We start from the raw sequence: 23862 nt of genomic DNA on the forward strand, positions 1-23862 counted from the left end.
GTCGCCCTCACTCGATGATATTGCCGCGCAGCATAAAGCGCGCATAGGCCACGGTTGAGACAAAGCCGAGCATGGCGATAATCATCGCTGCCTCGAAAAAGATCTCGGTCCCCAAAGACAATCCATAAAGGATCATCAGAGCGATAGTGTTGATCACCATCGTATCCAGCGCCAGAACGCGGGTACCGACACCCTCGGCCGAGATGATCCGATACAGGCACAGCATGATGGCCGCCCCGAAACAGGCGAAGGCAAACAAGATCGCAAAATCGATCATTCGAAAATCTCCTTCAGGCGGCGCTCATAGCGTTGTTTGATCTGGTCGCGCACGGCGTCCTTGTCGGGCGCATCCAAGCAGTGGACTAAAAGGTTATGCCCTTGTGCAGACAGGTCGCAGCTGACCGTGCCCGGGGTCATAGTGATGGTCCCCGCCAGCACCGTAATTGCCTCGGGCGTTCGCAGTTCAAGGGGGATGCAGACGAAACCGGGTTGGCGGTCCGCATCGCGTTTGAACAGGATGATGCGGGCAACCGTTATGTTGGCGATTACGATATCCCACAACACTACCAGCATGTACTCTGCCACCATAGGCCAGTTGCGCAGCTTGGGGCGATCCGGCCAGTAGGGCTGAGTGATGAAGGGAATGATAATCCCCAGTATCAGGCCAAAAACCAGCGAGTTAAGCGACCCGTTATTGGCCAGCAGAACCCACACGAAGGTCAGCAGGAAGGTCAGATGAGGGTGCGGGAAAATCCGGTGCAGAAGCTTGATCATTCTTCTCCTCCCAGTACGGCCGAAATGTAATCTTCCGGGTTGAACAACTGCTCAGCCGTTTTGCCAGCGTAGTTCAGCGCGGGACCCGCGAACAAGGTCAGCATGACAAGGCCAAGAACCGCGCCGAAGATCGCTGTGAATGCAAGGCCGGGATTGGGCTCGGGCGCGGGCAGGGCGGGGGCTCCTTCCTCGCTGTCGTCAGGCAGCGGGTTATGCTCGGCATCGTGGCTTTTCCAGAAGATCAGCGTGCCGGCACGTGCCAATCCCACAATGGTGACGAAAGAGCCGATCAGGATCACAGCCCAGATCGCGTTTGCATCCGGCGCGTCCCGTGCGGCGTCCAGCACCAGCAGCTTGCCGATAAACCCTGAAAGCGGTGGCATCCCCGCCAGAGCGATTGCTCCGACAAAGAACAGGGCTGAGATCAACCCACTTTGCGGCATCGGGGCCGTGGGGGCAATCGTGCCGCCCCGACGTTCCATCACCAGATCGGCTACAAGGAACAGCAGCGCAGTCGCCAGGGTCGAGTGGTAGATGTAATATAGAGCAGCGGCAGTAGCGGTTTCGGTGAACAGAGAAATCGCGATCAGCAAGGTGCCCATCGACGCTATGGCGCAGAAGGCAACCATCCGCGCGATGTGCTGCGTGCCAAGGATGCCGATGGCACCGACAGCCAGCGTCACCAACGCGGCGGGTTGCAGCCACGCACCGACCAAACCTTGTGTCGCCTCAACCTCGGGACCGAAGCCCAGCGTATACATCCGCAGGATCGAATACGCGCCCACCTTGGTCATGATCGCAAACAAAGCGGCCACGGGAAGTGGCGCATTTGCATAGCTGGCGGGTAGCCAGAAATGCAGTGGCAGGACGGCAGCTTTGATACAGAACACCAAAAGCAGCAGCACCGTACCGACGCGCAGCAGGGCCGTATCGTCGGCGGGCAATTCCGCCACTCGAACCGCCATATCCGCCATGTTCAGCGTCCCGGTCACCGCGTAAAGCGTCCCTAAGGCAAAAAGGAACAGGGTCGAGCCTATCAGGTTATAGGCCACATACTGCACCCCGGCCTTGAGCCGCACCGACCCACCCCCATGCGTCATCAGACCGTAAGAGGCGATCAGCAACACCTCGAAAAACACGAACAGGTTGAAGGCGTCACCGGTCAGGAAGGCACCGCAAACGCCCATGAGTTGAAAGTGGAACAGCGCATGAAAGTGTTTGCCCCGTTCGTCCCATCCAGATGCGATGGCGTAAAGCACAATGGGCAAAGCAATCAGGGCCGTCAGCAACACCATCATGGCTGACAAACGGTCCAGCACCATGACGATACCAAAGGGCGCGGGCCAGTTGCCCAGCTCATAGACCTGAATATCTCCGCCCGCAGCCTGCGCGGTGATGGTCAGGGCGATCCCCAGCAGGGCCACGACTCCGGCGACCGAGAAGATACGCTGCAGGTCCAGATGGTATCGCAGGACCATGATGATGAACGGAGCCAGGATCGCGGGAAGGACGATCGGCGCAACGATCCAGTGGTTCATGCGTCTTCTCCCTGCGCGTCCACGCTGTCCTGAGCGGTCATGTCGATATGGTCATCTTTCGAGGACAGATAGGCAGAGAGCGCAATCATCACGATCACCGCCGTCATCCCGAACGAGATAACAATGGCCGTCAGCACCAGCGCCTGCGGCAGCGGATCGGTATAGGGAACCTCTTCATACTTGTTCAGAACGGCGGGCGCATCCAGCGCTAGCCGTCCGGTGGCGAACAGGAATACGTTCACCGCATAGGTGATAAGCGACAGACCCAGAATAACGGGGAATGTCCGGCGACGCAGGATCAGGAAAATCCCGGCGGCGGTCATAATGCCTACGGCTGAGGCTACGAGCGCTTCCATCAGGCCTGCTCCTTCTCTTGTTCTTCTTCCGGCGGATTGTCCCGCAGCGGGTTGATATCCATTGGGAATTCCTGTGCCATGCCCGGTTGCCATGCAAAGCGTGACAGGCTGTCCAGCGCCAGCATCACAGCGCCCAAGACCGCCAGGAACACGCCGGTGTCAAACAGGATGGCCGTGGCCCATTCGAACTCTTCGAGTGGAGGCCAGTTGATATAGCCGAAATCGCTTGTCAGGAACGGGCGCTCGTTGAACCAGGCACCGATCCCTGTGGCGGCTGCGATCAGAACACCCCAACCGATCGTGCCGTGGTAGTAGAACCTTTGCCGTTCGATGGCCCAAGTATAACCGCTGGCCATATATTGCATCAGGAACGCAATCGCGACGACCAGACCCGCGATAAAGCCACCGCCCGGTTGGTTGTGACCGCGGAAGAAGATGTAGGCGCCGACCATCAGCGCAATCGGCATCATCACTCGGGTGGCAACGACCATCATCAGAGGATGCGAATCCCCCGATTGTGGCCAATGCGGCTTGCGGTTCAGCAAATAGGCGCGAACGTTGGTGCCCAGAACGGACTCGGTCAGGGCAAAGATGATCAGGGCGGCGATGCCCAAAACAATGATCTCACCAAAGGTATCAAAACCCCTGAAGTCAACGAGGATCACGTTTACGACGTTGGTGCCGCCACCGCCTTTATACGAGTTCGCCAGATGGAACTCGGAAATCGTCGGGAAAGCAAAGTCCCGCAGCATCAGCGCATAAATCAACGCACCACTACCAATTCCCGCCACGACCGAGATCGCCGCATCGCGCCAGCGCCGCGCGGCGCTGCTGTCCCACGGGGTATCGGTGGGCAGGAAGTTCAGCGACAGCAGCAACAGGATCATCGTCACCACCTCGACCGAGATCTGCGTCAGCGCCAGATCCGGAGCCGACAGATAGTTAAACGCCATCGAGACGATCAACCCGACCACGCCGATCAACACCAGCGACAACAAACGGTTGCGGTGGAACCACATGATCGCCAGCGTCGCACCAACCAAACAAATCCAGCCGATGAACGGGATGATTTGAATGGGCAGAGGTTCACGCGTTACAGGACCAATCGAGCCGGTCGTGAAGGCGTAGTAGCCAAGCCCCACGGTAAACGCGACAAGGATGATCGCATAGCGGCTGATCACTCCGTTATGCAGCGTGTCGGTGATCCAGCGGCTCAGCGCGGTCAGCGCACCGATGACGGCCTCGAAGATCACCTTGGCCTCTGGGCGGGGCAGGGCGTTCCAAAGCTGTTCACCCCGGCGGTGCAGGGCCAGCAGGACCAGACCGCCCAGCGTGGCCACAACAGACATGTAAAGCGCGGGGGCGAAGCCGTGCCACAGTTTCAGCGAATAGTAGGGCAGTTTCTCGCTGCCAATCACAGCGCTTGAGACGACCGCGACCAATGGTCCAACGATTGCCGCAGAATACAGCCCGATCAAGACGACCAGCACCACAAGGAATGCCGGGGCCAGCCACAGACCCACAGGTGGGTCATGCGGATGGTGCGGATAATCGTCGCGCTGCGGACCAAGAAAGACATGGCTGACAAAGCGGAAGGAATAGGCAGCCGAGAACAGCGCAGCCAGCAGGGCCAAACCGGGCACCAGATAGTGCGAGTTCAGCCAAGTGGTGTGGACGGTTTCTTCCAGCATCATTTCCTTGGACAGGAAACCGTTCAGCGGAGGCAGGCCAGCCATGGACAGGGCGGCAATGATACCGATGGTAAAGGTGATCGGCATCAGGTGGCGCAACCCGCCCAGGCGTTTGATGTCGCGGGTTCCGGTCTCGTGATCTACGATCCCGGCGGTCATGAACAGCGCGGCCTTGAAGGTTGCGTGGTTGATGATGTGGAACACGGCGGCAACGGCGGCGAATTTGGTGCCAAAGCCAAGCAGCATCGTCACCAGACCCAGATGCGACACGGTCGAAAACGCCAGCAGCGCCTTGAGGTCATCCTTGAACAGCGCAATGCACGCGCCGATCAGCATTGTCACCAGTCCGGTGGTTGCCACGATATAAAACCACGCATCGGTTCCTGCCAAAACCGGCCACATGCGTGCCATCAGGAACAGACCGGCCTTCACCATCGTCGCCGAGTGCAAATAGGCCGAAACGGGCGTCGGCGCGGCCATCGCATGCGGCAACCAGAAATGGAACGGGAACTGCGCCGATTTGGTGAAAGCGCCCAGCAAAATCAGGATCAGGGCAGGCAAGTAATAGGGCGAAGCCTGGATCAGCTCTTTGTTTTGCAGGATGACGCTCAGGTCATAGGAGCCCACGATATTGCCAAGGATCAGCATGCCAGCGATCATTGCCAAACCGCCGCCGCCGGTCACTGCCAGCGCCATCCGTGCGCCTTGCCGCCCTTCCGGCAGGTGTTTCCAATAGCCGATCAGAAGGAATGAGCTTAGCGACGTAAGTTCCCAGAAAATAAGCAAAAGAAGGATGTTGTCCGACAGGACAATCCCGACCATCGCGCCTTGAAACAGCAGCAGATAGGTATAAAACTGCCCCATCGGGTCCTCACGCTTCAGGTAGAAACGTGCGTAGAGTATGATCAGCAGTCCGATCCCAAGGATCAGCAGCGCAAACAGGAACCCAAGACCGTCCAGCATGAAGTTCGCGTTCAGCCCAAGTGCCGGTATCCACTCGAACCGTGCGGTCACGACGTCTCCGCGCATGACCGAGGGGATGTGGATCAGCAGCCCCATCAAGGCCAGAAAGGTGGTCAGCCCCGCGGCCGAGGCTGCTGCGTTTCGTCCTGCCCGTATCAGGAGGGCTGGAAAGACAGCTCCGAGGAAGGGAAGGGCCGCGATGAGGAATAGGGACAAGTGCGATACTCCGGTCTGAGCGGTCAATTTGACAGATTTAGTAGGGATAATTTAATGACTGTTCAGAAAATGCAAGGTTCCCCTGCGTCAATAAACCTACATATTGGGTGCATATTAGATGCGTAATATTGACGCGAACTTGATCTCGGGGACGGATTTCCGCACAGCGCCGGCCATCGCGTTATGATAAAACCGTCCTGTCAGATCGTGGAGATTGTCGGATGGCGGACAGGATGAACAGGACCCGAAGATGGGTTTTGCTGGGTGGCGGTGCCGCTATTCTTGGCGGTTTCGTCATTCGCGAATATCGCCTGATCCCTCCAAACTATACTGGCGGTAAACTAAGCGTCGCTGACGCACATCGGCAGGCGTTGTCTGGCGATATTTTGCTGGTGGATATTCGTACGCCGCGCGAATGGCAGACTACTGGGATTGGCCAAGGCGCGCACCCGCTGGACATGCGCCGCGAGGATTTCGTGCAGGCGCTTTCTCAACTAGCTGGCGGAGATCACACAACTCCGGTCGCGCTGATCTGCGCGCGCGGGGTTCGATCGGCCCGCCTGAGCAACCGGTTGACCGAGGCCGGCTTCACAAATGTAATCGACGTGCCCGAGGGCATGCTGGGCTCGGCCGCGGGGCCAGGTTGGGTGCGTGCCGGGTTGCCGGTTCAACAAAATACAGGAGAGACAGGATGATCCGGGCATTCACTTTGGCAACCGGACTGGCGTTGGTGGGGCAGGCCGGGCTGGCCGCTTGCGCTGATCAGGAAGGCGTGTGCGAAACCGCGTCGGGTGGTTATCACATCGAGTTGCCACAGGCCGAAAACCCGCCGTTGGTGGTTTTCCTGCATGGCTATGGCGGATCGGCGACCGGCACGTTGAAAAACCGCAGCATGGTCGAGCCGCTACTGGCGCGCGGCTATGCGGTGATGGCGCCAGAAGGGTCTGAGCGGAACGGCCGCCAAAGCTGGAACTTCTTTCCTGGATGGGAGGGACGGGACGAAACGGCCTTTCTGACCGAAGTGGTGCAGGATGCCCGGCATCGGTTCGGCGTAGATACGGATCGTGTGGTGCTGGGCGGGTTCTCGGCCGGTGCGTTCATGGTCTACTATCTGGCCTGCGCTGCGCCCGATACCTTCTCGGCCTATGTGCCTGTGTCCGGCGGGTTCTGGCGTCCGCACCCCGAGGCGTGCGAAGGCCCGGTGCGTATGTTCCATACCCATGGATGGACCGACAACGTGGTGCCTTTGGAAGGGCGCATTCTGGGCGGAGGCCGCTTCCATCAGGGGGATATTTTCGCCGGTCTGGAAATCTGGCGTGTCGCCAATGAATGTGCCGACACCAAGCCCAGCGGGTTCTCCACTACAGGCCAATTCATGCGCCGCTATTGGACCGGGTGCGCCGAGGGCAGCATGCTAGAGTTCGCGCTGTTTCCCGGCGGTCACAACGTGCCGCAGGGCTGGGCGGATATGATGGTGGACTGGTACGAGGGCCTGCCGGGCGGCTAATCACTCGGCAGGGGTCATGACACCTTTGCCTTCGATCAAACGCTTCAGTTCGTTCCGGTGACGGCGGGCAGAACGGGTGATCGCGGGTTCGTGGATGTCTTCTTTCATTCCGACCATGCGTCGCGCGGCTCCGGCTGAAACGCCGCTGAGCGCGGATAGGGGGATCGCCAGCGCAAGGCTGATGGCAATCGGAGCCAACCAGATCGACACCAACCCCGACAGAATACCAACACTCAGCGCGATGCCGCTGATGGTTTCCAATGTATGGCACAGAATCAGCGTGCGAAGGCTATAGCTGCCGCCATCCCGCGCTTGTGGGGACCAGCCTTTTTGCAAGCCCAAAGCGGTGCGGAACACAGCGATCATCTGCTGCACCATCAGGATCGGGGCATAGAGGATCGACAAAACAACTTCGGCCAAGAAAGAAGTCAGGAACTTGGTTCCACCGCCGAAATCCGCATAGCGCACGCCGCTGAGGGGTAGAGCAAGAACACCCAGAACTTTCGGAGCCAGCAGCATCGCATACATCACCAGAATGATCAGCACGTGGCGGGTTTCCGTCATCTCGGGCCATTGCGGGAATAGTGGGTTGTCGGGGCTGAAATAATGCAGGACCGAGGCTTCTTCGCCCTGACCGATCAACGCCCACATCACCAGCAGGGCGAACCATAGCGGCGACATCAAATAGCCGATCGCGCCATGGAACATATGGAAGCGCGACACGGCGCGGAACCCGGCAGAACCCAGAAGCTTCAGGTGTTGCAGGTTGCCTTGACACCAGCGGCGATCCCGCAGCGCGTGGTCGATCAGTGTAGGCGGTGTTTCCTCATACGAGCCACGAATACGCGGCAGGAACCGCACGCCCCATCCGGCGCGGCGCAGCAGGCCAGCTTCAACGAAATCGTGGCTCATGATCAGCTTTTCCTGACCGTTGAAGGCGCGCAGCTTTGGCAGGCCAGCGCTTGAGGCAAAAGCCCGTGTGCGGATGATGGCGTTATGCCCCCAATAGTTGCCTTCCTGACCACACCAGCGCGCCAGACCTTCGGCAAATGCGATGCCGTAGACACCGTTGGCAAACTGCTGCATCCGGGCAAAAACTGACTGTGCGCCAATCAGTTGCGGGTAGCTTTGGATCAAACCCGCACCAGGATCACGCGCCAACGAATCCGTCAGGCGTGTGATGGCACGGCCAGTCATCAGGCTGTCGGCATCCAGCACCAGCATCGCGTCCCAATCTGCGCCCCAACGGCTGACCCAATCGGCGATATTCCCGACCTTACGATCCGTGTTTTCCTCACGACGGCGGTAGTACAGTTCCAGACCGGGGGCGAGAGTTGTCCGCAGTGCCTCAATACTGGCCTGTTCCTGTGCCGCGATCTCAGGGTCGCGGGTGTCGGACAGGATGAACATCGCATAGTGGTGCTGACCACCCCGCGCCTGCAAATCCTCGAGCATCGTGCGGGCGTTGCCCAGCACATTCCACGGCACCTCGTTGTAAACCGGCATCAGCAGCGCGACGCGCAGGGGTTGCGGTCGGCCCTCACGTTTGGGTTGTTCCTGCCGCGACAGCGAGATCATGCCCAGCAGTACCGTGCAGACCGTGAAGGAAATCCAGAAGAAGTTGAACGAGATCAGTGCCAGTAGGATGGCCTCGATCAAGTTGATCCCCTCGGACCCGAACCAATCGGTCATGACCCATAGCAGGCCAAGCGTTGCCGCCATGGCGGGCGAGAAGGCCAAAGCGCGCCAGAATCCGACCGAGTGACGCTGGCCATCCGGTACCTGCGCATCCCGGAAACCCGCGGTGAAATCCTGCGCGGGCATGGCCAGAGGCGCCTCGGGGGGCATGATATGCAGGTCTTGGGTCATGAGGTCCAACGGTAGAGCCAGACCTCAGAGGCCGGCTGTTTGTCTTTCAGCAACTGCGCGCGCAGTTCTACGTGGTTGCGCTCGCCCGGTTGGAACGAGAACGCCAGCCGCAGGCCGCCGGTATCCGGGTTGCGTTGCAGCACGCCCCCTGACGTTTCGGCATGGGGAGAATCTACAAAGATCGTCAGCGCCTCGGGGTCGTCGAACAACTCGCTCTCCTCAAAGTCGATGACGGCCAGACGGCCTTCGCCGAAGGTGTTGTCGCCCATCGCCGTATTGATGACGCGCGGCATCGGTGTTCGTTGCGGTTCCTCACCCCAGATCAGGCGATAGGACAGGTCCACCTGACTGCCGGCGGCATAAGGCTCTGCCGGGCGCCAATAAGCGACGATGTTGTCATAGATTTCCTGATCGGCGGGAATTTCGACCAGAGTGACAGTGCCTTTGCCCCAGTCGCCATTCGGTTCGACCCACAGACCGGGGCGTTTGTGATAGTTCGCCTCAAGATCGGCATAGTCCGAGAACTCGCGTTTCCGCTGCATCAGGCCAAACCCGCGCGGGTTCATGTCGACGAAGGACGAAATCTGCAACCGTGTCGGGTTCGCCAGAGGCCGCCACAGCACTTCTCCGGCCCCGTTGCGGATCAGCAACCCGTCACTGTCGTGCACGGCGGGGCGGAAATCATCGAACCGGCTGTGGTTGGTCTGGTCGAACAGGAACATCGAAGTGCCGGGCGCGATGCCCACGTGCGGCAGTTCTTCGCGCGGGAACAGGGTGGCTTCGACATCCATCACGCAGTCCGCGCCAGCGGAGACATTAAATCGATAGGCGCCGGTCACGCTGGGGCTGTCCATCAGCGCGTGGACGACCATGTTGCGCTGGCCGGGTTTGGGGCGTTCCAGCCAGAAACGGATGAATTCAGGGAATTCTTCCCCATCCGGGTCGCCGGTTTTCAGGGCCAGACCACGTGCGGACAAGCCGTAGACCTCGTGCAGACCGATGGCGCGGAAATAGCTGGCACCTTGCCAAACGCAAAACTCGTCGGTTTTGCCGGGGCGGTGCATTTCAGTGCGCAGACGCAGACCCGAGAAGCCCAGAGTCTCGTCGATGGGCAGTTGTGGTACGTCTTCGGATTTGTCGAACATAGACAGATCAAAGGCGACCGGCGTGGCCATACCATTCTCGACGGTGGCCACTTTCACAGTGCGCGGGAAGTACAATCCCGGCGTAAAGAAATCGACGTTGAATGGCGTTTCGGTCTCAAACCAAAGCGCGCGGTCCAGACGGAACCGGATCGAGCGGTACTGTTGGTAGGTCAGGTCCTGCCATTCCTGCGGCACCATCTCGCGTTCCGCATAGGGGCGGCTGGCCAGATCGCGGGCCAAAGCGATCACGTCGTTGCGGTCAAACGGGGTTTCCCCGCCGGTGGCAAAGGTGGCTGGCGCAAAAGCAAGCGCCGAGGTCGAGGCCAGAAATGCGCGGCGTGTAAAATTCATTTCTTTGACTTCCAGGGTTGCAACTTAAACCAAGCGGCCATGTAAGCCACGCCGATGATCATCGCAAAGCCAATCATGTTTGCGACGAAAACACTGGCAACATCTCGCCCACTGAGGTCCAGCCCGACGCCGATAAGCCGCGCTGCTGCCATGGAAAATACGAACACTGCCAACGATTGCTGCCCGACTTTGGTGATCACGGTCAGCAGGAACTGCCAGACTTTGGCCGCCGCACTTTGACCCGTTGCGATCAGGCGGTGGCCATGTTCACCTGCAGCAACCCAACCTAGATAAGCCAGCGACAGGAAGTGCAAGTAGCGGAACAGGCCGAAATCGGTTTTGTCGCGGAGTTCCTTGGTGACAGGCCAGACTTTGCGGATTTCATCTGCCAGATCAGGGGCTACAGCATTTATCCATGTGAACACTTTCCACGACCCGAACGGCATCGAAAAGATCAGGAACAGCGCCGCAGCCCAGATTAGGGTTTTCGAAACCGGAGGAGCCGGTATCCAGCCGCGCATGAAGGCAAAACCAGTGAAGAAAAGCAATTGCCAGCCGAAGGGGTTGAAGAACCACTGACGATCCGACCAAGGCTCGGCCGGAAGGTCCAGATAGTCAAATTGGGCCACAAGCCAGATCAGGACCGAGGTCAAAGCAACCGCCCAGAAGCCGATCCGCGACAGGCCTATGAACAAAGGCATCATCGCCAGTACCACCAGATACATCGGAAGGATGTCAAAGTAGTTCGGTACATAGGTCAGGGTGAACAACCCGACGATCTGAGAGGCTGGATCCTTGAAGAAATGCTGCAGGTTCAGTGAGGAAATGTACGTTTTCTCGAACAAACCTGTTTGGTCCAGCGCTGCCATCGTCATAGCGACAAAGAAGAACAGACCGATATGCGCCCAATAAACCTGCCAGATGCGGAAGGCGACGCGGGCCGTACCCATCCACCAGCCCTTACGCAGGAAGGTCCCGCCAAACGCGATGGCGGAAGCCATACCCGAACAGAACACGAAGATTTCAGTTGCGTCCGAGAACCCAAACCGCGCAGGAATCCACTTGGCCCAGGGATCGTTGGGGATGTGGGCGATCAGGATGATAAACATCGCAATGCCGCGATAGAAATCCAATCGCGGGTCACGCACGCGCACAGGGGCGGCTGCCGAGGCCGCCACGGGCGCAAAATCAGAAGCGGGCGATGCTGTCGCCATACGTGTTCTGTCCTTCTTTGGTCTTTTTTGTTTTGTTATTCAGCCGGAACGCTTTGTGCGTCTCCGTTGTCACGGGCCGCGTCGATCAATGCGCGGCGCGCCAGAGCATAATTGTCCTCGCCCCCGGCACGTTTGGCGCGGCGATCATCCAGGATGCGCTCGACTGCATCCAGACGGCCCGCGCGCAGACCGGAATCGATTGTGATGCGCTCGAATACATCACGTTGGGCGTGGCTGCCACCTGCAAGCTGCATCCCATTGCGCGCGTTCGACAAAAAGTCGAATGCGGCACCGTAGAGGCCTTCGCCAAAGGCCTCAAGACCCTTGGCCGCTGCAACACCCGGATCGGACATGCGGATCGGGGTATCGCCTTGATTGCGTTGCGCGTCCTTTTGGATGCGCTGCAACATTGTTGCCGTCGCTTCGGTGCGGTTGTCCCCTGTCAGCGCCAGCAGATAGTGAAGGTCGGCGAAAATCAGGCACCCATCCTCGGTCCGGGCGGCGCTGAGATCAGCCAGTTCTTCCCAGCGGTTGCCGACGTCGATGCCTTCCAGCTCAAGCCGCGACAGCAACGAGGTTGCGTTCGAGATGTCGCGATAATCATCGGTTTTGTCCTGGCGGATGTAATTGTCATACAGCTCCATCACCTGATCGACCTGACCCAGATCAAGATGCATCAGCGCCTTGTGCCACCAGACGTGATAGCGGAAATTGTTACAATGGGTCCAAGCCGCTTCGCGCCCGGCCAGCCAGTCCAGACCCAGTTGCGCATTGCCTGTCATCTCATGCACGTGGGCAACGGCATGCAAGCCCCACGCGTCGTCCGACACCATCCACAATGCCTGACGTCCGGCAATCTCGGCTTTTTCATAGGCACCAGTTTCCTCCAACGCGAACGAGTGGCAGCCCAATAGATATCCGCGCCCGGCATGATCGGGAGCGTAGGCGGGCATCACGCGTTCAATGGACCGGCGCATACCGGCGGCGTCACCCAGCACGAACCGCGTCGCATGGCTGAGTTTCATCGCGAGCGTATCTTCGGGATGGCTGCGCAGAATCTCTTCGAACTTTTGGATGGCCTGCGAGGGCAAGTCGGCCAGATACATTTCCAGCGCTTGCACATAAAGCTTTTCGCGCGCCGAGACCGGCTGGCGTTCCATCGCCGTGTTGGCTGCGGCCAAAGCGTCGACCGCGACGGCTGTCATCTCACGCCGACCCAGCAGAACCATGAACAGACCTTTGATCGCGTGACCCAGCGCAAAATCGGGCTCAAGCTCCAGCACTTTGCCCAGATGTTGCGGGGTGCTGACCGAATGCGCCATGAACCCAAGCAGGACACCGTTCCACGCCTCGACACTTGCCGGATGGCTGAGGGTGTTCATCTGTCCGAAAACATCTTGTTTCATGCGTTTGGTCCGATCCGATTATGAATTTCTACAATAATTGACTTAGCAGAGACTTTATCGGCGTCGTATCAGTATCGCCGCTGCTCTCGAATTGGTGAAAGGCTGTGTGTGGAAAACTTGAAAAAAACCGCCGATTCAACGGCATGTTTCAGCAACATGCCGCCGAATTAGGCATTGTGTTTCAATCTTCGAAGGGGTTTTTGGCGTTCAGGACGGCCTGAGTGTCCGCCCCGAATTCCGGTGGAGCGTTGCGGTAGGTGACAGGCGTGCGCGACAATTTAAGCGGGTTTCCGATCAGATTTACCTCGCCCGGACCGGCCTGCATGGATACCTGCATCTGCCGTGCGGCGACCTGATCCGAGGCAAAAACCTGATCCAGAGTTCGCACCGGACCGACGGGCACTTTGCGGGCTTCAAGCTCGGCGATCACGGTGGCGGTGTCATAGGATTGCAGCGCTGGGCGCAGGATTGCGTTCAGGGCTTCGCGGTTCTCCAGACGGGCCGGGTTTGTGGTGTATCGCGGGTCGTCCGCCAGCTCTGGGTGGCCGATAAACTCGCAAAAACGGCGGAACTGACCATCGTTGCCGACCGCCAGAATGACGTGGCCATCGGCGGTGTCATAGACTTCGTAGGGCACGATGTTGGGGTGCGCATTGCCGCGACGTTGCGGAACTTCGCCCGACGTCAGATAGTTTACGCCCTCATTGATTAGCCAAGATACCTGTGTGTCAACCAGCGCCAGATCAATCTGCTGCCCCTCACCGGTCTGATCGCGGTGGCGCAGGGCGGCCAGAATGCCAACGGTGGCGTACATGCCGCACATCACATCCGAGATGCCCACGGCCACCTTCATCGGTTGGCCCTCGGGTTCGCCGATCAGCGACATGATCCCGCCATAGCCCTGCGCCATCAGGTCATAGCCGGGTTTCGACGAATTTGGCCCGGTCTGGCCGTAACCTGAAATCGAGCAATAGACGAGGCTGGGGAACTCTTGCGACAGGGTCGCGTAGTCCAGCCCGTACTTTGCCAGCCCGCCGGGTTTAAAGTTCTCGATCAGGATATCGGCGTGTGCGGCCAACCGTTTGATCTGCGCCTGTCCTTCGGGCGAGGCAATGTCGATGGCCACGGATTTCTTGTTGCGGTTGGCCGACATGAAATAGGCGCTCAGATCTGATCGGTTGCCTTCGGCGTCTTCAACGTAAGGAGGACCCCATTGGCGCGTGTCGTCACCGCCGGTCGCGGGGTTTTCGATCTTGATGACGGTAGCCCCCAGATCACCCAACAGCTGCGTGCAGGTAGGTCCGGCCAGAATGCGCGACAGGTCCAGAACTTTGACGCCCTTCAGCGGTCCCTCAGATGCGGCCATCATATCCTCCACGCTCGATTTCTGCGGCGATGACGGTAAAGCGGTCGGCCTTGACCGCCTGTTCCAGCGCCGACCGCAGTTCTGCGCGGTTGCGAACAGTATGTCCATAGCCTCCAAAGGCTTGCCCCATGGCGGCAAAGTCGTGACGGTCGAAGTCGACACCCTTGTTGCCCATCTGACGCTGACGCTGTTTCAGCTCGATCAGGGCAAGGCTGGCATCGACGAAGACCAAGAAGATCGGGTTGCCACCCATTTCGGCGGCGGTCGACAGCTCTCCGGCGACCATCAGGAACCCGGCATCGCCCGAGAAGCTGATGACAGGTCGGTCAGGTTCGGCCAGTTTCAAGCCGATGGCCATAGGCACCGCGCATCCCATGGTGCAGAGCGCCGAGGACTGGATCAGCCCACGTTCTTCATGGCAATCCCACATCTGGCTCAGCAGAATGCGATGCGCACCGCTGTCTGCAGTCGCCAGCGTTTCAGCGGGCAGGGCGGCGCGGGTTTCGGCGATGATAGCTGCCGGCCCCCATTCGTCGTCGTTCGGGAAAGCCTTGGCCAGTGTGGCTTTGACCTTGGCGGGTTCACCGCCCGGCCAGGTCGCACGGGCAGGGTTACCCTTGGCGATGGCTTCCAGCGTTGCGCCGGTATGGGCAACCAAATTCAGCCCCGCCTGATGCATATAGTGGTCATTGACCACAGCCGAGATGTCGATGACGCGCTTTTCTTCGGGGTCCCAGATCTCGCGCCAGCCGGGGCGCATCTCGATCGGGTCATAGCCCAGACACAGCACCAGATCAGCTTGTTCAACCAGCGGCACCAGATGTTTGTCGGCCAGCGGAGACAGCCCCGCGCCGCCCAGACACAAGGGATGATCCTCGGGCACCACGCCCTTGGCCTTGTAGGTAGTGACGAAGGGGATATTGAAATGCTCCAGAAACGCCTGCACAACGTTCCGCGAGTCGTCGTAGAGCACGTCCAGACCCACAATCGCGATGGGCCGTTCGGCTGCGGCCACCCAACGGCGGGCCTTTTCGACGCAATTCCCTTCGGGCGCGACAGCGGCGGGTTTGGTCAGACGGCGGCGTTTGACACCAGACACGCGCGTATCCGCGACCGAGATCGGCACGTCGATATGAACCGGACCGGGGCGCGGTTGGTTAGCAAGGTTCACAGCCTTGTCGGCGACGATATCTGCCCCTTGCGCCGTCAGAGTAAACGTTCCCTTTGTGATCGAACGGTAAACCTGCGCATGATCCATGACCTGATGGGTGTAGGTCAGCGCCTCATCCGCGTCGACGCAGCCGGTCAGCACGATCATCGGCACACGGTCCTGCAACGCGTTGGCAACAACGTTGATGCCGTTCATTGCGCCGGGGCCAAGCGTCGCGACCAGAATCGCAGGCGCTCCGTCGCGGTGATGCACGGCTTCGGCCATGAACCCTGCAGCGTTCTCATGCTTGGTCAGGTGGAATGTGATCCCAGCCTGTTCCAGTGCATCCACCAGTGTCAGAACCTCACCGCCCGGCATACCAAATGCGTGACGGCACCCGGCCTCGTAAAGTCTTTGTGCCAACAGGTCGGCCGCGCGGGGAGAGAGGTCCTGCATCAGTCATGCTCCGAAATTATTGTTGCACAGGAGATTGCGGAGGACGCGCCCGGACGCAAGCAGGTTCACGTCAGTGTGACTATTTGAAGGCGGATTCCGCCACTGCCTGAAACTTTGTGTCAAGTTCTAGGGCAATATCGCGCAGGGGCTCGCCACCCTCATAAACATAAGGCGCAAAAACGAAGCTGGGCGTTTTGTAGGACAGGGTGGCGGTGCCGTCCTCGTTCTCGGTCACGTAGAAACGGATCGGCGCCTCGATCATGGCGCTGACCGAGGTTTCCAGAACGCGCACGGCGTAGTCGTTGTTGAAGGCTCCGATAACCAGATTGCCGGGAATGGTGATGCCTCGGGCGGCGGCGGCTTTAGTCGGCCCAGCCTGAGTGACCACGATCAAACCGTTTTCCTTCACTGCGGCCTTGGTGTCCGCGACCAGCGCATCATAACTTTTGTTGGTCGGATACACGGCCCAACCGGACAAAGGCTCCTGCGCAAAAACAGGCAGGGCCAGAAGGCAGAACACAGCCCAAAACACGCGCATGGTGATGTCTCCTTAGACATGTTTGTTCGAGTGATGCCAGAATTCCGGTGACAGCGCACGCACAATCCTGCGCGCATTCGGGATTGCGCTTACTGCGATTAAACTCCAGAAACACGCGAACCACATTTGATGAGGCCACGCGTGGACCAGATACGCCTTTTGATCTGCAGCAGTTGTGCTGGTACGCGCGACCAAAAGGCCGAGGGGCTGGCTGTGGAATCTGCCTTGACCCGCGCCGGGTTAGTGGATCATGTCGAGATCGGCGAACATGCCTGTTTCAGCGGGTGCAGTGAACCGACCGCGCTGGCGCTGCAATCTGCCGGTCGGGCATCCTATGTGTTTTCGGGGGTAAATATCGCTGCGGATGCTGAAGATATCGCCGCAACCTGCAAAACCTATCTGGACAGCCCTGCGGGATGGATCGAAGACGCCCGACCGTGTGGGCGGCTTCGGATGTGTTTGCGCGCGCGTGTTCCGGCGCTTTAGTCGACCTGCACCGTCACAGCGGCGCTAACTGGCGCGTCTTCGACCATAAGAGGGCTGTGGCTGTTGGCGTTTAACGAGACCGAAACCTCAACCTCTCCCTTTGGCAGATCGGGGATATGCATCCATGTGCCGTAGAGCCGAGCCAGTTTTTCGCCGTTGATGTAGACATGTGCATGGCCTTCGCCATCCTTGTCAGCGGCCGAGGCATTCTCATGCGAGAACCGGAAGTTCTGCGGCATGACGTGCAGGTTCCACCCAGCCATTGGGTCTTGCGTCAGCGCGATTGCAACGCTGGGTGCGTTGGGGCCTGCAGGCAGGTTAATGGCCGCCGAATGGTCATGGGCCATTGCCTCGGCAGTTGAACCGCCATGATGGGCCGGGTCGCCATGGTCGTGACCGTCAAAAGTGACGCCGTTGGCTGCAGCCAGAACAAACCCTGCGCCACCGCCGAACACCAGACCGATTGCAAAAAGGGCAAGTGAGCGAGCCATCTTCTTTCCTTGAAAACAAAAAGAAACGCGCCGGGTCGAACCCCGGCGCGTGTGGATGCCGGGCGATCAGGCGGTTGCTTCGGCGCGTCTGCCTTCGCTCTGCCAGAAATAGCCTGCGAAGGCTCCAACCAGAACCCAAGCGACAAGACCAATCCCAAAGGCACGCGCAGCGAACAGGGCGCCGATCTCGGTTGGAACCGGGCCAGTGAATACATCCGGTTCAGGCGCGCCAATCAGATGCGGCGTCAGCAGCAGGGCCGCTGCGACCACATAGCTGATCAAGGTGCCGCCAAAGGCAATCAACCACATCGCAACCAGAGCCGCGCCAACTGTGGCAAACCACCAGACCTGACGGGCATAGACATCAGCCGCTGCCACGCCCGGAACCTCGGGCGCAAGCGTGAAGCCGGGTGCCAAATGGAACGCGATGAACCCTGCCAGTCCCCACAGAACACCTGTGCGACCGTCAATTGTGTGACCGTTACCTTCGGCCACCGACATCAGCGCAACCATCACCAGCGCATAGCCGGTATAGGTCAGCATGGTGAAGATGACGCTTAGCGCGTCGCGGGTCAGTTCCGAGAACATGCCCGGCAGTTCGGGATGCGCCGAAACGGCCTCGGCCCCGAAATGCACCAACTCACCGGATTCATACAATTCAGCATGCAGCAAAACAGGCTGCACAAAGACCAACTGCAGCAAGGCGGCAATCAGCCCCGCTGCAGCACCAGCGAACAACGCGCTGGTCAGTATTCGACTGAACATGGGGTTAGTGGCAGGGGAAGCCGGTCGCGTGACGTACGTCATGGGCCGCGTCGTGCAGCGCCGCGGCCTGTACGTGACCAGTCAGGGTGATGATACCCAGACCCAGAACGACCGCGAACATGACCGGAAGGATACCTACGCGCGAGGCGGAAGCTGTTTGTGTTGCCATATTAGTTCTCCTTTGCCGCCGCACCCGACGGCCAGTGTTTCAATTGACGCCTGGCAGGTCTCCTGGCTTGCGGGTCGGTGCCTCTGTTCGCCTTCCCCCTGAAAACAGGAGTGGCGGGTTGAACAGGGGCTCACCGCTTACAGTCGCGGGGGCGGCTGTGGATTTGACCGTATTGGTGGTCGCACCACATTCCCTCTTAGCATCCGGATTTCTCCGGCGGGACCAGACGCTTGCATCTAGCCACTTACGTGTCATGTGCGCAATCGTCATTTGCGACTATTTATGTCAGTTCACGCGCTTTTTCAGCAAATAGATGTCCATGATCCAGCCATGATCGGCGCGGGCCTTGGCGCGGGCGTCAAGAATCTTTTGTGCAACATCGGACAAAGGGCCCGAGATCAGGATCTCTTCTTTCATCCCAACGTAAGCGCCCCACCAGATGTCGAACTGGTCCATTTCAAGGGTTTGAAAAGAACACTCTCCATCCAGCATAACTGCTACTTTTGAGGCGCTTACGGACCAACCCTCATCTCGAATTCTCCGGCCTGTGGTAACAAGATAAGGGGCGCCCAGATCGTTGATCGGAATCGCGTGGGCCGCCGTCAACGCTTGCAACGCAGTAATGCCAGGGATCACGCGGGTCTTGGGCTGGGGGTCCAACCGGGACGCAATCCGCAGGGAACTATCGTACAGCGACGGGTCCCCCCAGATCAGCAGCGCCACGTTGCTGGCGTCAGGGTGGGCCGAGATCGCCTCTTGCCAGCGCAGCGCGATCGCGTCGTGCCATTCATCGACGCCCGGCAAATAGCCATCTTCGGATCGCCGTTTGGGGATGTCAAAGTAGGCGATCTGTGGCGGCGTATCGGTGACTGTTGCGATTATCTCTTCCCGCAGTCCGGCAAGATCGGCCTTGTTCTCACCCTTGCGCGGGATCAGGATCAGGTCCGCATCGCGGATGGCCTGCGCGCCCTGATACGTCACGTGATCCGGGTTGCCGGTTCCGATTCCGATCAGTGTCAGGTCAAACATCGTCAAACTCTGCCAGTGGGCCGTAAAGGATCAGGGCCGGGGCGGTTCCGATCTCGGCGCTCAGTTGCTCGGAGAGCGTGCCGATGGTTGCGCGGCAAAGTTTCTGGTCAGGCGTCGAAACGGATTCGGCCATCAGAGCGGGGGTGTCCAAAGGCAGTCCGTGCTTGTGTAGGGTTTCAACCAGCAAAGGGAAAGTCCGCTTGCCCATGAACACAACGGTCGTCGCATCCGGGTCGGCCAAAGCCGGCAAGTTCAGGTCTTCGGGCAATTTGCCGCTGACGTCATGGCCAGTGACGAACTGTACCCGTCGAGCCGTCAGGCGTCGGGTCAGGGGAATGCCCGCCGCTGCGGCCGCCGCAACGGCAGAGGGAATGCCGGGAATGATCTCGTATTCGATACCCGCCTCACGCAACGCGACCAGTTCTTCCTCAAGCCGTCCAAACATTCCGCCATCGCCGGATTTCAAACGCACCACGTGCTGTCCGGTCTGCGCGTAGTCCACCAGCAAACGGCTGACGTGATCCTGTTTGGGCGAAGGTCGCCCCGCGCGTTTACCGACGCCGACCAGATCGGCATCCTCGCGTGCATGGCTCAGGATTGGCCCGCTGCTGAGGTCATCAAACAGCACCGCATCAGCCTTTTGCATCCGGTCCACAGCCTTCAGCGTCAGCAATTCTGGATCACCGGGCCCAGAGCCAATAAAGGATACGAAACCGCTCATGCCGAAGCCTCCGCGATCAGATGAAAGAATGTGCCAGTGACATTGCCACGCACCGATCCGGTCTGAGGGCCTTCGGCCCCTTCGGCATCAAACACCCGCGCCAGCGGAGCGTCGGGCTGTTCAACAATTGAAGAATAGTGGAACTCATGACCCCGCAGCGCGGTCTCGGCTACATAGCCAGGCATGGGGGCCAGCAATTTCGCGCGGCGATAGCCTAGGTTGAACTTCCGCTTTTCATACGACGTCACCAATCCCAGCAGACCAGCCATCTGATGCTGAACGCCATCTTTGTCGATCAAAGCCTGACCCAAGGCCATATATCCGCCGCACTCCCCATGCACTGGCTTGGTTTCTGCGTGTTTGCGCAGGCCCGTCAGGAACCTATCAGCCGCAGCCAGAGTGCCCGCGTGCAATTCAGGATATCCACCGGGCAACCAGACCAGATCGGCATCTGCGGCTGGGGTCTCATCCGCCAACGGAGAAAACGGCAAAATCTCTGCCCCTGCTGCGCGCCAGCCTTCCAGCAGATGCGGATATGTGAACGAAAACGCTGCATCGCGGGCCAATGCGATCCGCTGAGCAGGGGGGCGCGGCAGCGCGGCTGACGATGGCCCCTTGGGGCCTGAGGAAGCCGCCCGCTTGATTGCCTCAAGGTCCACATGTTCGCGCAGGAACGCCGCATAACCAACAATCGCACTTTCCAGATCGGGATGTTCAACCGCCTGAATCAAACCCAGATGGCGTTCGGGCAGGGTCAGGTCTCCGCGTCGAGGCAGTACGCCCAGAACCGGTAGGCCCGCGCGTTCCATGCCCAAGCGGGTCAACCGTTCATGTCGAGGGCTGGCGCAGCGGTTCAGGATCACCCCGGCAAATGGCAGGTCCGGGTTATACATCTTGAACCCCAGCGCCGTGGCCGCCGCCGATTGCGCCTGACCGCCCACATCCAACACCAGTACCACGGGCCAGCCCATCCGCAGCGCGGTTTCGGCGCTGGACCCATGCCCCAACTCACCGGGCTTGGCGACGCCGTCGAATAGTCCCATCGAGCCTTCGGCAACCACGATATCCGCGCCATCGGCCTGGGCAGAAATCGCGCTAATCAGTGGCTCACCCATTGCCCAACTGTCCAGATTGAACGAGGCCCGCCCCGCCGCTGCCTGATGAAAGGCGGGGTCGATGTAGTCCGGGCCGCTCTTGAACGGTTGAACATTCAAGCCATCCTCGGCCAAGGCCCGCAACAAACCCAACATGACGGTGGTCTTACCGGTCCCGGATGATGGTGCAGAAATCAGAAGGCCCGGAGGGTTAGTCATCGCCATGGCTCCAGCTTGACCAAGGGCTATCCGCGCTTTGCGGGCGATAGCGACGGTCATAATCCTTGGAATACAGGCAGCTCTCGTCGAATCCTTCGCCCGCTAACGCTGGGCCGACCATGATCAGGGCGGTGCGTGAGATGCTTTCGTCCAGCGCGTCTTTCAACGTTGCCAAAGTGGCGCGGATGATCCGCTCATCCGGCCAGCTGGCCCGATAGACCACAGCCACCGGACAATCGGCCCCATAGGCAGGGGTCAGGTCAGCGATAACATTGTCCAGATTGCCGATCGACAGATGAATCGCCAGTGTCGCCCCGGTGCGTGCAAAATTCTCGAGTGTCTCTCCCTCGGGCATCGACGATGCCCGGCCCGGTGTCCGGGTCAGAACCACCGACTGCGCCAGACCGGGTAGGGTCAACTCTGTCCCCAGCGCTGCGGCCGCCGCAGCAAAGGATGGCACACCGGGGGTCACGCTGACCGGGATGCCCATCTCTTTAAGGCGACGGATTTGTTCTCCCATAGCCGACCAGACCGACAGATCACCAGAATGCAGCCGCGCCACGTCCTGACCGGCCTGATGTGCCGCATCGATCTCGGCCATGATCTGATCCAAATCCATGGGCGCGGTGTTGATGATTTTTGCACCTTCGGGACAGTGGCTGAGGATTTCCTCGGGCACCAGCGATCCAGCATAGAGGCACACCGGGCAGGACGCTATGATATCACGCCCGCGCAGGGTCAGCAGGTCGGCGGCGCCCGGTCCGGCACCTATAAAATGAACGGTCATGATTGTCCTCCGATGGCGACGGCGCAGGTTGCAAGCCGGTCGTCCGAAATCTGTCTGGGTGAGGTAAGTCGCGCGCCATGTCCGGCGGCGGCAAGGGCGGATGCTTCGGCCACGCTGCCGGTGCCATAGGTGGCGCGGCTGCGGGGCGAGCAGGTGAGCGTGCGCTGTCCAACCAAGTCGGTTGGTGCAATGAAATGCAGGGGCAAGGCAGTGGTAGCTGCGAACGTGGCAAGTGCAGGGTGGCCCTGTTTGTCTGCCACTGTGGCCAATGCATCGACGTTCAGACCACCGCTGGCCTTTTCAAAGGCGTCGCGCAGGCTGTCCAGAGTGGCCGCCGACGAAAATCCCAGGCCAGCGACGATCATAGCGTGACGCTCCATTGCACTACGGGGTAAGCGGATTTCCAGCCGCGCCGGGGACCAAGGGCTGCGGCCTGCGCTAATTCGATCCGTAATAGCTCACCGCCCAAATGCTCGTGCCATTGCGCCAGCAAGGCCTCGCTTTCCAGCGTCACCGCATTGGCGACCAGTCGGGTGCCTTCGGGCAGGGCGTCGCGCAGCCACGCCAGCAGATTGGCGCTGAGCCCGCCGCCGATGAAGACAACATCGGGCAGAGGTAGCCCGGTCAGAGCATCAGGGGCGGTCCCGTGGATCACGTTCAAACGATCCTGTCCCAGCGCGTCAGCGTTGCGCCGGATGCGCTCGGCCCGTTCCTTGCGGGGTTCGATGGTCGTGGCTGTCAGGGTCGGGTCGCACATCAGCCATTCGATGCTGATGGACCCGGTGCCGCCGCCGACATCCCACAGATGTTCGCCCCGCTGCGGAGCCAGCGCCGAAAGGGTCAGTGCGCGCACGGGGCGTTTGGTGATCTGGCCGTCGGTTTCGAAAATCTCGTCTGGTTTGCCCGAGGCTTTCGGAAAAGCGCGCCCTTCACCCGCGACCTCAAGCCCGACGCAGACAGGGTGGTCAAAGCCGCCCAGCAGGGCCTCGGTCAGCGATACACTGCGTGACCGTTCGCGGGGTCCGCCAAGTGCTTCCATCACATGAAGGCGTGTACCGGCGAACCCGGTCTCGGTCAGATAGGTTGCCAACTCTGTCACAGCCTTACCGTCACGCAGCAGCAGGATGGCGCGCAGACCGCGTGCCAGATGAGGTCGCAATCGGGTCAATGGGGCGGCGTGCAGACCAAAAGTCAGGGTGCTTTCCAGCGGCCAGCCCAACCGCGCGGCGGCCAGTGAAAAGGTGGATTGGCCGGGCAGGGCCGTCCATTCCCCAGCCTCGAAATTACGCGCAATGACCGATCCAGCACCGAACCAGAACGGGTCGCCCGAGGCCAGAACAACGGTCGGTCGCCCTCGGAAACCGGTCAGGATCGGCAAGCCGTCGGCGAAGGGAACGGGCCATTCAACCCGCTGCGCCGAAGTTTCTGGAACCAGCGACAGGTGCCGGGGCGGCCCCATAATGATTTCGGCGCGTTCCAGCACTTGACGGCTTGCGGGGGGCAGGCCATCCAGTCCATCTTCGCCCAAGCCCAGAACGGTCAGCCACGGAGCCTCAAGCAT

24 protein-coding genes and 1 riboswitch are annotated in these 23862 nt (G+C 59.9%); of the genes, 3 read left to right on the top strand and 21 right to left on the bottom strand.

Going from position 1 to position 23862, the window contains the following annotated elements:
- Positions 1-7: 7 nt before the first annotated feature.
- From ACR0LN_RS17660 to ACR0LN_RS17680, 5 genes are read right to left on the bottom strand one after another with little or no spacing between them, the layout of a single operon-like run.
- On the bottom strand, positions 8-277 hold the full coding sequence (locus ACR0LN_RS17660; protein WP_480431519.1) for a K+/H+ antiporter subunit F: 270 nt from the start codon (positions 275-277) through the stop codon (positions 8-10).
- Positions 274-771, bottom strand: coding sequence for a Na+/H+ antiporter subunit E (locus tag ACR0LN_RS17665; RefSeq protein WP_480431578.1), 498 nt, complete (start codon positions 769-771; stop codon positions 274-276). The genes ACR0LN_RS17660 and ACR0LN_RS17665 overlap by 4 nt, the downstream gene beginning before the upstream one ends.
- Positions 771-2312 carry a monovalent cation/H+ antiporter subunit D gene (locus tag ACR0LN_RS17670; protein ID WP_480431521.1) on the bottom strand — a complete coding sequence of 514 codons (1542 nt, stop codon included), beginning with the start codon at positions 2310-2312 and terminating at the stop codon, positions 771-773. The genes ACR0LN_RS17665 and ACR0LN_RS17670 overlap by 1 nt, the downstream gene beginning before the upstream one ends.
- Positions 2309-2668 (bottom strand): Na+/H+ antiporter subunit C, encoded by a 360-nt coding sequence (locus ACR0LN_RS17675; RefSeq protein ID WP_480431523.1) that lies wholly within the window; start codon positions 2666-2668, stop codon positions 2309-2311. The genes ACR0LN_RS17670 and ACR0LN_RS17675 overlap by 4 nt, the downstream gene beginning before the upstream one ends.
- On the bottom strand, positions 2668-5538 hold the full coding sequence (locus ACR0LN_RS17680; protein ID WP_480431524.1) for a monovalent cation/H+ antiporter subunit A: 2871 nt from the start codon (positions 5536-5538) through the stop codon (positions 2668-2670). Before ACR0LN_RS17680 ends, ACR0LN_RS17675 begins: the two co-directional genes overlap by 1 nt.
- Positions 5539-5771: 233 nt before the next feature.
- Between ACR0LN_RS17680 and ACR0LN_RS17685 the strand changes: the two genes are divergently transcribed.
- The gene (locus ACR0LN_RS17685) at positions 5772-6233 is read left to right on the top strand and encodes a rhodanese-like domain-containing protein (protein ID WP_480431526.1); all 462 of its coding nucleotides are present in this window, start codon (positions 5772-5774) and stop codon (positions 6231-6233) included.
- Positions 6230-7045, top strand: coding sequence for a CE1 family esterase (locus ACR0LN_RS17690; RefSeq protein ID WP_480431527.1), 816 nt, complete (start codon positions 6230-6232; stop codon positions 7043-7045). Before ACR0LN_RS17685 ends, ACR0LN_RS17690 begins: the two co-directional genes overlap by 4 nt.
- Here the strand turns inward: ACR0LN_RS17690 and mdoH are convergent, their stop codons facing one another.
- From mdoH to ACR0LN_RS17725, 7 genes are all read right to left on the bottom strand, one after another.
- A complete protein-coding gene (gene mdoH, locus ACR0LN_RS17695) occupies positions 7046-8914 on the bottom strand; it encodes a glucans biosynthesis glucosyltransferase MdoH (protein ID WP_480431529.1) in 1869 nt (622 codons plus the stop codon).
- Entirely contained in the window at positions 8911-10410 is a 1500-nt protein-coding gene (locus ACR0LN_RS17700; protein ID WP_480431530.1) for an OpgD/OpgG family glucan biosynthesis protein, read from the bottom strand. Before ACR0LN_RS17700 ends, mdoH begins: the two co-directional genes overlap by 4 nt.
- Complete coding sequence (locus ACR0LN_RS17705; RefSeq protein WP_480431531.1) at positions 10407-11624, bottom strand: OpgC family protein; 1218 nt, start codon at positions 11622-11624, stop codon at positions 10407-10409. Before ACR0LN_RS17705 ends, ACR0LN_RS17700 begins: the two co-directional genes overlap by 4 nt.
- 35 nt (positions 11625-11659) lie before the next feature.
- The gene (locus ACR0LN_RS17710) at positions 11660-13030 is read right to left on the bottom strand and encodes a tetratricopeptide repeat protein (protein WP_480431533.1); all 1371 of its coding nucleotides are present in this window, start codon (positions 13028-13030) and stop codon (positions 11660-11662) included.
- Between the two features lie 181 nt (positions 13031-13211).
- On the bottom strand, positions 13212-14396 hold the full coding sequence (locus tag ACR0LN_RS17715; RefSeq protein ID WP_480431535.1) for a CaiB/BaiF CoA transferase family protein: 1185 nt from the start codon (positions 14394-14396) through the stop codon (positions 13212-13214).
- Positions 14383-16002, bottom strand: a complete 1620-nt coding sequence (locus ACR0LN_RS17720) for a thiamine pyrophosphate-binding protein (RefSeq protein ID WP_480431536.1) — start codon at positions 16000-16002, stop codon at positions 14383-14385. The genes ACR0LN_RS17715 and ACR0LN_RS17720 overlap by 14 nt, the downstream gene beginning before the upstream one ends.
- A gap of 79 nt (positions 16003-16081) precedes the next feature.
- Positions 16082-16540, bottom strand: coding sequence for a DUF302 domain-containing protein (locus ACR0LN_RS17725; RefSeq protein ID WP_480431537.1), 459 nt, complete (start codon positions 16538-16540; stop codon positions 16082-16084).
- Positions 16541-16681: 141 nt separating this feature from the next.
- On the opposite strand from ACR0LN_RS17725, the gene ACR0LN_RS17730 reads away from it, so the two are divergent.
- Positions 16682-17026, top strand: coding sequence for a DUF1636 family protein (locus ACR0LN_RS17730; RefSeq protein WP_480431539.1), 345 nt, complete (start codon positions 16682-16684; stop codon positions 17024-17026).
- On the opposite strand, the gene ACR0LN_RS17735 is transcribed toward ACR0LN_RS17730, so the two are convergent.
- From ACR0LN_RS17735 to cbiE, 9 genes are all read right to left on the bottom strand, one after another.
- Positions 17023-17517 carry a hypothetical protein gene (locus ACR0LN_RS17735; protein ID WP_480431540.1) on the bottom strand — a complete coding sequence of 165 codons (495 nt, stop codon included), beginning with the start codon at positions 17515-17517 and terminating at the stop codon, positions 17023-17025. The genes ACR0LN_RS17730 and ACR0LN_RS17735 overlap by 4 nt on opposite strands.
- Before the next feature lie 66 nt (positions 17518-17583).
- The gene (locus tag ACR0LN_RS17740; protein ID WP_480431541.1) at positions 17584-18282 is read right to left on the bottom strand and encodes a CbtA family protein; all 699 of its coding nucleotides are present in this window, start codon (positions 18280-18282) and stop codon (positions 17584-17586) included.
- 4 nt (positions 18283-18286) lie between these two features.
- Complete coding sequence (locus ACR0LN_RS17745) at positions 18287-18451, bottom strand: CbtB domain-containing protein (protein WP_480431542.1); 165 nt, start codon at positions 18449-18451, stop codon at positions 18287-18289.
- A gap of 35 nt (positions 18452-18486) precedes the next feature.
- Positions 18487-18693: riboswitch (cobalamin riboswitch) on the bottom strand.
- Positions 18694-18736: 43 nt separating this feature from the next.
- The gene (gene cobF / locus ACR0LN_RS17750) at positions 18737-19480 is read right to left on the bottom strand and encodes a precorrin-6A synthase (deacetylating) (RefSeq protein ID WP_480431543.1); all 744 of its coding nucleotides are present in this window, start codon (positions 19478-19480) and stop codon (positions 18737-18739) included.
- Positions 19473-20201, bottom strand: a complete 729-nt coding sequence (cobA, locus tag ACR0LN_RS17755) for a uroporphyrinogen-III C-methyltransferase (RefSeq protein ID WP_480431544.1) — start codon at positions 20199-20201, stop codon at positions 19473-19475. The genes cobF and cobA overlap by 8 nt, the downstream gene beginning before the upstream one ends.
- Entirely contained in the window at positions 20198-21520 is a 1323-nt protein-coding gene (locus ACR0LN_RS17760; RefSeq protein WP_480431546.1) for a cobyrinic acid a,c-diamide synthase CobB, read from the bottom strand. The genes cobA and ACR0LN_RS17760 overlap by 4 nt, the downstream gene beginning before the upstream one ends.
- A complete protein-coding gene (gene cobM / locus ACR0LN_RS17765; protein WP_480431547.1) occupies positions 21507-22301 on the bottom strand; it encodes a precorrin-4 C(11)-methyltransferase in 795 nt (264 codons plus the stop codon). The genes ACR0LN_RS17760 and cobM overlap by 14 nt, the downstream gene beginning before the upstream one ends.
- Positions 22298-22666 carry a cobalamin biosynthesis protein gene (locus tag ACR0LN_RS17770; RefSeq protein WP_480431549.1) on the bottom strand — a complete coding sequence of 123 codons (369 nt, stop codon included), beginning with the start codon at positions 22664-22666 and terminating at the stop codon, positions 22298-22300. Before ACR0LN_RS17770 ends, cobM begins: the two co-directional genes overlap by 4 nt.
- Positions 22663-23862 (bottom strand): precorrin-6y C5,15-methyltransferase (decarboxylating) subunit CbiE, encoded by a 1200-nt coding sequence (cbiE, locus tag ACR0LN_RS17775; protein ID WP_480431551.1) that lies wholly within the window; start codon positions 23860-23862, stop codon positions 22663-22665. Before cbiE ends, ACR0LN_RS17770 begins: the two co-directional genes overlap by 4 nt.

The sequence above is a fragment of the Ruegeria sp. AA6 genome (assembly GCF_056542865.1).